We start from the raw sequence: 12,334 nt of genomic DNA on the forward strand, positions 1-12,334 counted from the left end.
ATACCGCCCAAGAGTTCATATCGACGGCGGTGTTTGGCACCTCGATGTCGGCTCATCACATCCTGGGGCTGAAGCCGGTCCCAAGGGTATGGCTGTTCGCCATTTAAAGTGGTACGCGAGCTGGGTTTAGAACGTCGTGAGACAGTTCGGTCCCTATCTGCCGTGGACGTTTGAGATTTGAGAGGGGCTGCTCCTAGTACGAGAGGACCGGAGTGGACGAACCTCTGGTGTTCCGGTTGTCACGCCAGTGGCATTGCCGGGTAGCTATGTTCGGAATAGATAACCGCTGAAAGCATCTAAGCGGGAAACTAGCCTCAAGATGAGATCTCACTGGAACCTTGAGTTCCCTGAAGGGCCGTCGAAGACTACGACGTTGATAGGTTGGGTGTGTAAGCGCTGTGAGGCGTTGAGCTAACCAATACTAATTGCCCGTGAGGCTTGACCATATAACACCCAAGCAATTTGACTACTCTAACGAGCATCAGATTGCGGTGTGTGAAGACGAAATGAACCGAAAGTTCGACGCTCACAAAGCACCGAAAGCTGTCACATACCCAATTTGCTGAAGCGAGGCGCAGGCCACGACTCAGTACCCGAATTTCTTGACGACCATAGAGCATTGGAACCACCTGATCCCATCCCGAACTCAGTAGTGAAACGATGCATCGCCGATGGTAGTGTGGGGTTTCCCCATGTGAGAGTAGGTCATCGTCAAGATTAAATTCCAGAACCCCTGATTGCTAACGCAGTCAGGGGTTTTGTTTTGGGCCGTGGAAAACTCAAGCGCTGCTCATCCTCGATAAATACCTTACCGTTGGGGAAATCGATGCAAAGTGTTTCTGCATTTTTGGTATGGTGCAGCACATTTTCACAGGGATTGATCTTTCAACCGCAGGACGCGGCGTCGACCTTCTTCAACGAGATGCTGTAGAAATGCCTGAACCGATACCCATCAAAGATCACGAAAAAGAAAACCGTCTGGTCAACAAGCGCCTGCTCGCCTGTGCGCTGCTGGTGATTGGCATTTCCTGCGCCCTGGTGGGGCGCATGTACTTCCTGCAGGTCGTGCAGTTCGACTATCACTCCACGATTTCCGAAAACAACCGCGTCCACGTATTACCCATCACGCCGACGCGTGGGCTGATCTACGACCGCAATGGCGTCGTGTTGGCCGACAACCGCCCTAGCTATAACCTGACCATCACCCGAGAGCGCACCACCGACCTCAAGGGCGAGCTGGACGCCATCGTCAGTTTGCTGCACTTGCCCGCCGAGGATCGCGCGATGTTCGACAAGGCGCTGAAGCAGGCACGCCACCCCTTTGTCCCTGTGACATTGTTTTACGAGCTGACCGAAGAGCAGATCGCGTTGCTGGCGGTGAACGAGTTCCGTCTGCCAGGGGTTGATGTAGAACCTCAGTTCGTTCGCCACTATCCCCTGGGCGCCCACTTTGCGCATTCCATCGGTTACGTGGGACGGATCAACGAGAAAGAGTCCAAAGCCCTCGATTCGGTTGAGTACCGCGGCACTCAATCCATCGGCAAGACCGGCATCGAACGCTTCTACGAGTCCGAGCTGCATGGTCACGTAGGTTATGAAGAGGTCGAGACCAACGCCCAGGGCCGTGTGCTGCGTGTGCTCAAGCACACCGATCCGATCCCCGGCAAAAACATAGTACTGAGCCTCGACGTCCATCTTCAGGAGGCGGCAGAAGAAGCCTTGGGCGATCGCCGTGGCTCGGTGGTTGCCCTCGACCCACAAACAGGCGAAGTGCTGGCCATGGTCAGCAAACCGAGTTTCGACCCTAACTTGTTCGTCACCGGCATCAGCTTCAAGGAATATGCCGCGCTGCATGACTCCATCGACCGGCCACTGTTCAACCGCGTCCTGCGCGGGCTCTATGCGCCGGGCTCGACCATCAAGCCGGAAGTCGCCATCGCCGGTCTCGACAGCGGTGTCGTTACTGCACAGACCCGTGTGTTCGATCCCGGTTACTACCAACTGCCGGATTTCGACCACAAATACCGCAACTGGAACCACAGCGGTGACGGCTGGGTCGACATGGATGCCGCTATCATGCGCTCCAACGATACCTACTTTTACGACCTGGCCCACAAGCTGGGCATCGATCGCCTGCACGACTACCTGGCTGAATTCGGCCTGGGCCAGAAAGTGTCGCTGGACATGTTTGAAGAGTCGGCTGGCTTGATGCCCTCCCAGGCCTGGAAGCGCGCCACTCGCCGCCAACCCTGGTTCCCGGGCGAGACCGTGATCCTCGGTATCGGCCAGGGCTACATGCAGGTCACACCGCTGCAACTGGCCCAAGCCACCGCGCTGATCGCCAACAAAGGCGTGTGGAACCGACCCCGCTTGGCCAAGACCATTAACGGCGTGCCACCGGTGGATGAAAACCCTATGCCCAATGTGGTCCTCAAGGATCCACGTGATTGGGAGCAGGTCAACCATGGCATGCAATTGGTGATGCACGACCCACGCGGTATCGCCCGTGCTGCCGCACAAGGCGCGCAATACCGCATCGCTGGCAAGAGTGGTACCGCACAGGTGGTCGCGATCAAGCAGGGCGAGCGTTACAACCGTGAGAAAACCCTGGAGCGCCACCGCGACAACGCGTTGTTCGTCGGCTTCGCCCCAGCCGAACACCCGAAAATTGTGATTTCGGTGATGATCGAAAACGGTGAAGCCGGCGGTCGCGTTGCTGGGCCGGTCGTACGCCAGATCATGGACGCCTGGTTGCTCGACCAGGAAGGTCACTTGAAACCGCAATACGCAACGCCGGCCAAAGCACCTGGAGACCCAAAGGTTTAAATCAGGCTTTCCACTCGTCCCATTGCTCTACGCCTTCATGGGCGAGCCAGGGCACATCATGGGCCATCCAGATGTGCGCGGTGGGTTTGACGCCCGGATCATCGTCCAGCGTCGCCACCCGCACAATCACGTGAGGTTGATGCCCTCGTTCGGCCATCAGGTGCGAGCCGCAACGCGAGCAGAAATGCCTGAGCTTGCCCGGCGACGACTCGAAAGACGCCAGCAACTCCACGCCCTGGGTCCAACGAAAGTGTTCGCGCATCACGCCGGCTGTCGCGACAAATGCCGCCGCATGCACCTTGCGGCAGCTGTCGCAATGGCAGTGGCTGATCGGCATGTCCAGACGCCTCACCTGATACCGCACGCCCTTGCAGAAGCAACTTCCATTCAATGGGTCAGTCATAACGTAATTGCCGGATCAATAAAGGGGTCATCATCATTGCTTACAATCCCAGGTTGCGCATTGTTCGATGTCACCTACTGTCAATGGAGGAGGTGACTTATGCACGTATTGGATCGAATCGAACGGAAAGTCCTGCTCAACGCTTCACGCAAACAGGTGTGGGAAGCCCTCACCGATGCCGAGCAGTTCGGCCAATGGTTTGGTATCGCCCTCGAAGGCAAAGCCTTTGTTGCCGGGCAAACCATCGAGGCACCTATCACCTATCCGGGTTATGAACATGTGATCTTGAAGGCCAAGATCGAACGCATCCTGCCGCAAACGCTGTTCTCCTTCTGGTGGCACCCTTTCGCGGTCGAGGCGAGTGTCGATTATGACCAGGAAACCCCCACGCTGGTGGAGTTCACCCTTGAAGACCGTGCTCCAGGCATTCTATTGCGGGTGGTCGAGTCCGGCTTTGACACGGTGCCAGAAGCCCGTCGGCAAAAGGCCTTCAAGATGAACTCCCGGGGCTGGGATGAACAAATGGGCAACATCGAAAACTACCTGAACCAAGCCCGCCAGGCATGACTGCAACAACGGGCTCACTTCGTTGTAGTGCTTTTTAGAAGTCTACAGTCGCCGACAACTTGGCAACACGCGGGTCGCCCTGGCTCAGGAAACCGCCCTGGGCCGATTCCCAGTACTTCGTGTTGGCGACGTTCTCCACGGTGGCGCCGAGGGTGACATCACGCTTGGCAACCTTGAAGTTGTAACGCGCGCCTACATCGAAGCGGTTCCACGTCGGCAAGCTCAAATTGTTGGCGGCGTCGGCGTACTGCCCGCCCGTGCGCAGCCAGCGGCCATTGAGGGTTACGCCTTGCAGGCCAGGCACATCCCACTCCACATCGGCGTTGAGCTGGAACGAAGGCACGCCGATTGCTCGGTTACCGTCGTTGGCGCCGTTTTGCGTGTCCTTGAGTTCGGTCTTCATCACCGTCACACCGCCCAGCAAACGCAGGCCGCTGAGGGGCTCGCCGAAGACGTTCAGTTCCACGCCTTTGTTGATCTGCTGGCCTTCACGCACATAGCGCGCTGTAGTCGCATCGATGACCTGAACGTAGCCGGCCCCAGGCTGTTCGATACGGTATACACCCAGCGTGGCGCCATAGGTGCCCATGTCCACCTTCACACCCGCTTCGATTTGTCTGGAGCGAGCGGGCGCAAACGCCTGGCCGCCACCGATGATCGTCCGGTTGCCCGAGTTGACCGGCGACGTCGGGCCTTGCGCAAGGCCTTCGATGCGGTTGGCGTAGAAGGACACGTGTTGCCACGGTTTGAACACCAGGCCGTAGACTGGCGTGGTAATTGACTCGTCATAGTTGGAAGTGCGCGTACCGCTCATGTAGTTGTAAGCCTGTACCACCATCTGCTGGCGGCGCGCCCCCAGCGTGACCAACAGGCGGTCATCGAAGAAGCCCAGGGTGTCGGACACCGCTGCGCTGCGCACGAATGTTTTGCCTGTAATGGTCGGGTCGCTGAAATCAGTGCCTGGCGTATTGCGCGGGTTGTTCAGGGTGGGCGGAGCGCCGGTCACAGGGTCGTAGATATTGGTTCGGGTAGCCGTTGACGAGGCGTTGAACACATAGGCATTGCGTGCTTGAGTCCAGATACCGGCCAGGCCAAAGTTGAGTCGATGGCTCACAGGGCCGCTCTGGAAACTGCCGTTCAACCCGCCCATTAAGCTGCGGTTATCTTCTTCGTGGGCGATGGTCGAGCGGCTTGCCAGGGCATTGCCGCTGTTGTCAGTCAGCGTGACCGACGAGTAGCGCCCCATTTCCCGGGTGTGCTTGGCACCGCCTGCTGCATAGGCCGTCCAGTTGTCGTTCAGGTCATACTCGGCGCGCAGCATCCCCAGGGTGTCTTCGAGGCTGGTGCTGCTCCAGCTCGGCGCGTAGTTGGTGTCTGCCGAAGGCGCATCTGGCACATGGGTGGCCGTGCCAAGGAATACCGAATTACGCCCACCGTTGATGCGCTGCTTCTGATACGCGAAATCACTGGACAGACGCAACGCATCACCGCGGTAGTCCAGGCCCACGGTGAACAGCTTCGAGCGCTGATTTTCATCATCGATGCCGGTATCGCCTTCGCGCTGGGACAGGTTCACGCGTGCACCAAACTGGTTGTCCTCGCCGAAGCGCTGGCCAATATCCAGATGCTCGCCCACCCGGCCATCGCTGCTGATATCGGTACTGAAGCGACGCAGTGGCAGGTCATCGGCGCGCTTGGGTTGCAGGTTCACACCGCCGCCGATTCCGGAGCCGGTCGGTGTCACACCATTGATGAAAGCATTCGGCCCCTTGAACACTTCCACACGCTCCAGGGCGTCGGTGGACATAATCTGACGCGGCAGGATGCCGTACAGGCCGTTGAAGGACATGTCGTCACCGGCGAGCGGCAGGCCTCGGATCATGAACGTCTGTGCCTGGTTGGCATAGCCAGACGCCTGGCGCACCGATGAATCATTGAGCAGTACATCGCCGATCGTTTCGGCCTGCCGGTCGCGGATCAATTTCTCGGTATAGGAGGCCATGCTGAACGGCACGTCCATGATGTCCTGGTTACCCAGCACCCCCAACTGAGCGCCACGTGCGACCTGGCCGCCAGCGTATACCGGGGGCAGGGCGCCTGGCGCAGGGCCGTCGGCGCTGACAGTGGTGGCGCCCAGTTCCAGCGTGCCGGTTTCCTGGCTGGCGTGAGCCGAGAGGCTCAGGGAACAGCACAGGGCGAGCAGGGTGGGGCGATACGGCACAGCGAATGGAATACGGGCGGGCATGGTCGATCCTGACGGTGAACCGTCAATGGTGAGGGAAAGGGCAACAATGGTTGCGCTTCCTCACTGCGCGGATACAACTCCAGTGCAAATGATAGTAATTATTATTAACGTCGTGCAACAATTTTGTGAGATTAAGGTCCGCGCGCTCGGATGCCGAGTAGAATCACGCCCTGAAAGCGATTCCTGAGGTGCGGTACGGTGGATTTACAGCAGGGTTTTGTCCTGACCCGGCATTGGCGCGATACCCCGGCGGGCACGGAGGTCAGTTTCTGGCTGGCCACCGACAAGGGTCCGAGGTTTATCCGCCTACCCGTGCAGACCTCGGTGATGTTCATCCCCGAAGCCCATCGCAAGCCGTTGGATTGGCTGCTCAAGGGCGAGCGCGATATCGAACTGCGCCCGTTGCAGTTGTGCGATTTCCATCACCGCCCGGTCCTGGGTCTGTACACCCGCCAGCACCGTCAGGCGATGGACGTGGAAAAACGCCTGCGCGCTGCGGGCGTCGACGTCTATGAGGGCGATGTGCGCCCACCCGAGCGCTACATGATGGAGCGCTTCATTACCGCGCCCGTGTGGTTCGGCGGCACCCCCGACGCTACCGGCGCACTCTGCGATGCGCAGATGAAACCCGCGCCCGACTACCGCCCGCCGCTGAAACTGGTGTCCCTCGACATCGAGACCACCGCCCAGGGCGATCTGTATTCCATCGCTCTCGAAGGCTGCGGCGAACGCCAGGTGTACATGCTCGGCCCGCCGAACAAAACTGACACGGTAGATTTCAAGCTCGACTACTGCGACACCCGCGCTCAACTGCTCGAGCGCCTCAATCAATGGCTCGCCGAGCACGACCCCGACGCGATCATCGGCTGGAATCTGGTGCAATTCGACCTGCGCGTGCTCCACGAACACGCCCAGCGCCTCAACGTGCCGCTGATGCTCGGGCGGGGCGACGAGCCGATGGCCTGGCGCGAACACGGCAGCCGCAACCATTACTTCGCGGCGGCAGCGGGGCGGTTGATCATCGACGGCATCGAGGCCTTGCGCTCAGCGACATGGAGTTTCGAATCCTTCAGCCTGGAAAACGTCGCGCAAACCCTGCTCGGCGAAGGCAAGGATATCTCCACGCCGTACCAGCGCATGGACGAAATCAACCGCATGTTCGCCGAGGACAAGCCCGCCCTGGCTCGCTACAACCTCAAGGACTGCGAGCTGGTCACGCGGATTTTCGCCAAGACCGAACTGCTCAAGTTCCTGCTGGAACGCGCCAGCGTCACCGGGTTGCCGGCCGACCGCAACGGCGGCTCCGTCGCCGCGTTCACCCATTTGTACATGCCGTTGATGCATCGCCAGGGCTTCGTCGCGCCTAACCTGGGCGACAAACCACCCCAGGCCAGTCCGGGCGGCTTCGTCATGGACTCACGGCCCGGCCTCTACGAATCGGTGTTGGTGCTCGATTACAAAAGCCTCTACCCGTCGATCATCCGCAGTTTCCTGATCGATCCGGTCGGCCTGGTCGAAGGCCTCAAGCACCCCGACGACAGTGAATCGGTGGAAGGCTTTCGCGGCGCGCGGTTTTCCCGCACCCGACATTGCTTGCCGTCCATCGTTGCGCGAGTTTCCGAAGGCCGCGAAGTGGCCAAGCGCGAACACAACGCGCCGTTGTCCCAGGCCCTGAAAATCATCATGAACGCCTTCTATGGCGTGCTTGGCTCCAGCGGTTGCCGGTTCTTCGATACACGGCTGGCCTCGTCGATCACCATGCGCGGGCACCAGATCATGCGCCAGACCCGCCAGTTGGTCGAAGCCCAAGGCTACGAGGTGATCTACGGCGACACCGACTCCACCTTCGTCTGGCTCGGCAAAGCCCACAGCCAAGTCGAGGCCGGCCGCATCGGCCAGGCGTTGGTCCAGCACGTCAACGACTGGTGGCGCGAGCACCTGCGCACCGAGTTCGGCCTGCAAAGCGCCCTGGAACTGCAATACGAAACCCACTTCACGCGCTTCCTCATGCCGACCATCCGTGGCGCGGAGGAGGGCAGCAAAAAGCGCTACGCGGGCCTGGTGGTGCACAGCGATGGCAGCGAGGACATGGTCTACAAGGGCCTGGAAACCGTGCGCAGCGACTGGTCGCCCCTGGCCCGCCGCTTCCAGCAGGAACTCTACCAGCGCATCTTCCATCGCCAGCCGCACCAGGACTACATCCGCGACTACGTGCGCCGCACCCTGAGCGGCGAGCTCGATGAGTTGCTGATCTACCGCAAACGCCTACGCCGCCGGTTGGACGACTACGAACGCAACGTGCCGCCCCATGTGCGCGCCGCGCGCCTGGCCGATGAGTACAACGACCGCTTGAACCGCCCGCGCCAATACCAGCGCGGCGGCTGGATCAGCTACGTGATCAGCGTCAACGGCCCCGAGCCGATGGAGGTGCGGCAAGCGCCCATCGATTACGATCACTACGTCACCCGGCAATTGCAGCCGGTGGCCGATGCGATCCTGCCATTCGTGAATGACGATTTCAGTACCTTGGTCGGCGGGCAAATGGGTCTGTTTTAAAACGCTTGATTCGTCCGTGCGCGAGCCTGCACTCTTGGTCACTGACGATCACCCTGACGGCGCAGCCCCATGACCGAACTTACCTTGACCGGCACCACGGTCGAACTCCTGCCCCTGCAACGGGCACACAAGGCCGCCTTGCTCGAGGCCGCCGCCGATGGCGAATTGTGGAACCTCAAGGTCACCAACGTGCCGGGCCCGGACACTGTCGACCAGTACATCGACACCGCCCTGGCCGGGCGCGATGCCGGTAGCGTGATCCCGTTCACCCTGGTGCGCCGCGACACCGGCCAGGTGGTCGGCAGCACGCGGTTCTGGAAGGTCGACCGGGTCAACCGCAAACTGGAAATCGGTCACACCTGGCTGGCGCTGTCCACCCAGAAAAGCGCCATCAACACTGAAGCCAAACTGTTGCTGCTGACCTACGCGTTCGAAGTACTCGGCTGTGTGCGTGTGCAATTCACCACCGATGAACTCAACGCAAAGTCCCGCGCCGCGATCCTGCGCCTCGGCGCCGTGCAGGAAGGCATCGTGCGTCACGAACGCATCATGCCCGACGGGCGCAAGCGCAACTCGGTGCGTTTCAGCATCATCGACTCGGAGTGGCCGCAGGTAAAAGCCAACCTGCAGGCCAAACTGCAACGCTAGGAGGACAGGTCCATGTATACGCTCTACGGCATCGACGAATCCGGCTCCTGAATGATCGAAATTGCCCTGCAGCGCTGTGCGGTGCCGTGGCGCAGGGTCGACGCGGCTTCCTGGGCAGAGGGCGAGGGCAGTGACGAACTGGCTCGTATCAACCCGCTCAAACAGGTGCCGACCCTTGTGACGCCTGACGGCCAGGTGCTGACGGAAAGCGCAGCGATCCTGATCCACCTGGGCCTGGAGTTTCCCGCCTCCCACCTGTTGGCCGGCAACCGCGCGCAGATCATTCGCGGCCTGGTGTATATCGCCGCCAATTGCTACTCGGCGATCGGCATCATCGACTACCCGCAACGCTGGCTCGGTAACGTCAACGAAACCGTGCAGGCCCAGCTTGTCACCGGCACACGACGCTACCTTCACCAGGCCTGGGTGGTGTTCGCCGATCAGTTTGCCGACCAGTTGTTTGCCCCGGACAACACCCCGAATGCACTGGGCCTGATGGCGGCGGCGGTGTCGCGCTGGGATGAGGCACGCGACGCGTTGAGCGGCCTGGCGCCAGGCTTTGCCCAGAGCCTGGCACAAGTGGACGCCGACCCCATCGTCGCGCCCGTATTTGCTCGGCATTGGCCGCAGTGGAAGGTCTCATGATGTTTCCGCAATCAGTGGAAACAATGCCAGTCGCAGCCATCAAACCCTTGCGTGGCGGGCGTCCTGTCCTACGCTTTCTTAAAGTGGTGTAGGAATCATCCTTGAATTTGACTGTCGCAGACATGAAACTCAAGAACCCTGCATGGAATTCAAAGGAGGTGCGCATGCTCATCCGGTCGCTGACCCTGGCTACCTTGATGGCTTTTACGGGGCCGCTGTTGGCTGCTGATGATATCAACCCGCTCAAGCAGGACTTGGGCAAGGACCGGCCGCTGGTGGTGGTGGAGCTTGATGCCGGCAACGACACCTTGGCCAAGGTCAAAAATCAGCTGAACGAGCCTGCGACCAAGCAGTCCTTTGAAGAACGCAGCATGGTGTTCTACACCGTGAAGTTCGGCAGCATCGGTGCTGAAGGCGAGAAATTCGCCAAGGACCCCAAGGACAGCAGGAAACTCACCCCGCCGGAAACCAACGCGCTGATCCGTGCCCTCAAGCTGGGCGCCGGCAGCGGCACCAAAGTGATCCTGGTGGGCAAGGACGGCGAGAAAAAACTCGAGAAGACCGTACCGCCGGATACCCTCGACCTGAAGGCATTCTTCAGCGCCATCGACCAGATGCCGATGGCCGAGAAAGAAGCCGCTGCACCGGCCGAGCCTGAACCCGCTGCCGCACCAGCGGAGAAGCAGGGTGCCAAGGCTGGCGCCAAACCTGGCAAGCCCGCCAAGCATGCAGCGCAGCCATTGGATGACTGACCCTGTACGGGAGCCGGGCAGCCGGCTCCCGTAGCAGAAACTTGCAGTAACAGCTCTGCGAAGAATATGATAACCGTTATCATTTACGCCTTATTCTTCGCGCGCGGCCTCCATGTCTTCGACTCCTGCGGTAAGCCCCACTGAACTGGCCACCTTGTACCGCCAGCAACACCGTTGGTTGCAGCAATGGCTGTGGCGTCGCTTGAACTGCCCGCAGAGCGCCGCCGACCTGGCCCAGGACACCTTCCTGCGGCTGCTGGCGAAGAACCAGCCCCTTGAAATCCACGCGCCGCGCAGCTTCCTGGCGAAAGTGGCGCAAAGCGTGCTGTCCAACCACTTCCGTCGGCAGAAACTCGAAAAAGCCTACTTGCAGGCCTTGGCCCTGTTGCCGGAAGACGCCGCGCCCAACGCCGAAACCCAGTGGATCCTCCTCGAAACCCTGATGGCCCTCGATGAAGTGCTCAGCCGCCTGGCCTTGCCCGTGCGCCAGGCGTTCCTGTGGTCGCAGCTCGATGGCCTGAGCCACGGCGAGATCGCCGAGCGCCTCGGTACCAGCATCACCACGGTCAAACGCTACATCGTCAAGGCGGGTGCACAATGCATCTTGCTGGACAGCCAGCGGTCATGAATCCGGTGCCGTTATCGATCGAGGTCGCCGAGCAAGCGATGCACTGGCAACTGGAGCTGCAGGTGCCGAACGTCAGCGAGCAGACCCGCGCCGAATGGCAGCGCTGGCGTGAGCAGGACCCGGCCCATGAACAGGCCTGGCAACATTCCCAGCGATTTTTCCAGCGTTTGCAGGATGTGCGCACACCGACCCATCAAGCCTTGGCCCGCGCGACGCTGTTGCCGGCGTTGTCACGTCGCCAGGTCGTCAAGCACCTCGCCGTGTTGCTGGCGTCAGGCACCGCCGCTTGGAGCATCAAAGACGCGGCGCTGCTGCAACACTGGACCAGCGACTTCAGCACCACCGTCGGCGAGCAGTGGCGCATCGGTTTGGCGGACAACACCCAAGTGCAGCTCAATACCGACACCGCCATCGACGTCAAATACACCGCGGATGTACGCCAGATCCATGTGCTGCGTGGTGAAATCCTGGTGGACCCCAACCCCACGGATATCCGCCCGCTGTGGGTGAAAACCGCCGAAGGCCTGACCCGTGCGGTCAGTGGTCGCTTCAGTGTGCGCCAGCGCGATGGCTTTACCCAATTGGGCGCAGACCAGGGCGCGCTGTCGGCACAGATCCCGTCGCGCAGCCTGCTGCTGCAGGCGGGCGAACTCATCAGTTTTGATGCCCACACCTTGCTCGCCCGGCGCCCGCAACGGGACGGTGAACTGGCGTGGAGCCGTGGAATGATCGTCGCTCAGGGCATGCGCCTGGAGGACTTCCTCGAAGAGCTGAGCCGCTACCGTCGCGGGCGCCTGGCGTGTGATCCCGCGGTGCGCGGCTTGCGCGTATCCGGCACCTATCCGCTGTCCGACACCGACCGGATTATCGCGGCGCTGGCGCAAACCCTGAAGCTGGACGTGCAGCATTTCACCCGTTTCTGGGTCGCCCTCAAGCCGCGCCAGAAGCTTGTGTGAATTTATTTCGCGCTTGGGTGGTCCGTTTGCGAATCTCACGAGACTTATATCCCCAGACACTACCTTCACTGGGGAATAGGGCATGCAGCCGCACACACCGAAGAAAAA

At 60.5% G+C, this 12,334-nt stretch carries 10 protein-coding genes and 2 rRNA genes (1 of these 12 only partly in view); 10 read left to right on the plus strand and 2 right to left on the minus strand.

All coding sequences use genetic code 11. The features are described from left to right. The 3 genes from LUU92_RS09955 to mrdA form a co-directional block, all read left to right on the plus strand. Window positions 1-446 (plus strand): 23S ribosomal RNA (locus tag LUU92_RS09955) (it extends 2,446 nt beyond the left edge of the window). Window positions 447-601: 155 nt separating this feature from the next. Then, window positions 602-717: ribosomal RNA gene (rrf, locus tag LUU92_RS09960) — 5S ribosomal RNA — on the plus strand. Between the two features lie 216 nt (window positions 718-933). Beyond that, the gene (gene mrdA, locus LUU92_RS09965; protein ID WP_071489740.1) at window positions 934-2,826 is read left to right on the plus strand and encodes a penicillin-binding protein 2; all 1,893 of its coding nucleotides are present in this window, start codon (window positions 934-936) and stop codon (window positions 2,824-2,826) included. A 1-nt stretch (window position 2,827) separates the two neighbouring features. On the opposite strand, the gene LUU92_RS09970 is transcribed toward mrdA, so the two are convergent. Further along, window positions 2,828-3,229 carry a GFA family protein gene (locus tag LUU92_RS09970; RefSeq protein ID WP_071489739.1) on the minus strand — a complete coding sequence of 134 codons (402 nt, stop codon included), beginning with the start codon at window positions 3,227-3,229 and terminating at the stop codon, window positions 2,828-2,830. A 99-nt stretch (window positions 3,230-3,328) separates the two neighbouring features. On the opposite strand from LUU92_RS09970, the gene LUU92_RS09975 reads away from it, so the two are divergent. After that, complete coding sequence (locus tag LUU92_RS09975; RefSeq protein ID WP_257103536.1) at window positions 3,329-3,796, plus strand: SRPBCC family protein; 468 nt, start codon at window positions 3,329-3,331, stop codon at window positions 3,794-3,796. A 34-nt stretch (window positions 3,797-3,830) separates the two neighbouring features. On the opposite strand, the gene LUU92_RS09980 is transcribed toward LUU92_RS09975, so the two are convergent. Continuing rightward, window positions 3,831-6,041 carry a TonB-dependent receptor gene (locus LUU92_RS09980; RefSeq protein WP_257103537.1) on the minus strand — a complete coding sequence of 737 codons (2,211 nt, stop codon included), beginning with the start codon at window positions 6,039-6,041 and terminating at the stop codon, window positions 3,831-3,833. Between the two features lie 198 nt (window positions 6,042-6,239). Between LUU92_RS09980 and LUU92_RS09985 the strand changes: the two genes are divergently transcribed. From LUU92_RS09985 to LUU92_RS10010, 6 genes are all read left to right on the plus strand, one after another. Continuing rightward, window positions 6,240-8,597, plus strand: a complete 2,358-nt coding sequence (locus LUU92_RS09985; RefSeq protein ID WP_257103538.1) for a DNA polymerase II — start codon at window positions 6,240-6,242, stop codon at window positions 8,595-8,597. A 69-nt stretch (window positions 8,598-8,666) separates the two neighbouring features. Then, window positions 8,667-9,245 (plus strand): GNAT family N-acetyltransferase, encoded by a 579-nt coding sequence (locus LUU92_RS09990; protein ID WP_257103539.1) that lies wholly within the window; start codon window positions 8,667-8,669, stop codon window positions 9,243-9,245. Between the two features lie 51 nt (window positions 9,246-9,296). Next, window positions 9,297-9,890: a glutathione S-transferase gene (locus tag LUU92_RS09995; protein WP_257103540.1), complete on the plus strand. Its 594-nt coding sequence runs from the start codon at window positions 9,297-9,299 to the stop codon at window positions 9,888-9,890. Between the two features lie 164 nt (window positions 9,891-10,054). Further along, window positions 10,055-10,642, plus strand: a complete 588-nt coding sequence (locus LUU92_RS10000) for a DUF4174 domain-containing protein (protein WP_257103541.1) — start codon at window positions 10,055-10,057, stop codon at window positions 10,640-10,642. A 112-nt stretch (window positions 10,643-10,754) separates the two neighbouring features. Further along, the gene (locus tag LUU92_RS10005) at window positions 10,755-11,270 is read left to right on the plus strand and encodes a sigma-70 family RNA polymerase sigma factor (RefSeq protein ID WP_028619517.1); all 516 of its coding nucleotides are present in this window, start codon (window positions 10,755-10,757) and stop codon (window positions 11,268-11,270) included. Next, on the plus strand, window positions 11,240-12,226 hold the full coding sequence (locus tag LUU92_RS10010) for a FecR domain-containing protein (protein ID WP_236639994.1): 987 nt from the start codon (window positions 11,240-11,242) through the stop codon (window positions 12,224-12,226). Before LUU92_RS10005 ends, LUU92_RS10010 begins: the two co-directional genes overlap by 31 nt. The last annotated feature ends 108 nt before the right edge of the window (window positions 12,227-12,334 follow it).

The sequence above is a fragment of the Pseudomonas extremorientalis genome (assembly GCF_024584605.1).
GTDB classification, from domain to species: domain Bacteria; phylum Pseudomonadota; class Gammaproteobacteria; order Pseudomonadales; family Pseudomonadaceae; genus Aquipseudomonas; species Aquipseudomonas extremorientalis.

Bases quoted from the DNA above. Each gene is read 5' to 3' on its own strand.
- mrdA (WP_071489740.1), top strand. From the start codon at position 934: ATGCCTGAACCGATACCCATCAAAGATCACGAAAAAGAAAACCGTCTG.
- LUU92_RS09970 (WP_071489739.1), bottom strand. From the start codon at position 3,229: ATGACTGACCCATTGAATGGAAGTTGCTTCTGCAAGGGCGTGCGGTAT.
- LUU92_RS09975 (WP_257103536.1), top strand. From the start codon at position 3,329: ATGCACGTATTGGATCGAATCGAACGGAAAGTCCTGCTCAACGCTTCA.
- LUU92_RS09980 (WP_257103537.1), bottom strand. From the start codon at position 6,041: ATGCCCGCCCGTATTCCATTCGCTGTGCCGTATCGCCCCACCCTGCTC.
- LUU92_RS09990 (WP_257103539.1), top strand. From the start codon at position 8,667: ATGACCGAACTTACCTTGACCGGCACCACGGTCGAACTCCTGCCCCTG.
- LUU92_RS09995 (WP_257103540.1), top strand. From the start codon at position 9,297: ATGATCGAAATTGCCCTGCAGCGCTGTGCGGTGCCGTGGCGCAGGGTC.
- LUU92_RS10000 (WP_257103541.1), top strand. From the start codon at position 10,055: ATGCTCATCCGGTCGCTGACCCTGGCTACCTTGATGGCTTTTACGGGG.
- LUU92_RS10005 (WP_028619517.1), top strand. From the start codon at position 10,755: ATGTCTTCGACTCCTGCGGTAAGCCCCACTGAACTGGCCACCTTGTAC.
- LUU92_RS10010 (WP_236639994.1), top strand. From the start codon at position 11,240: ATGCATCTTGCTGGACAGCCAGCGGTCATGAATCCGGTGCCGTTATCG.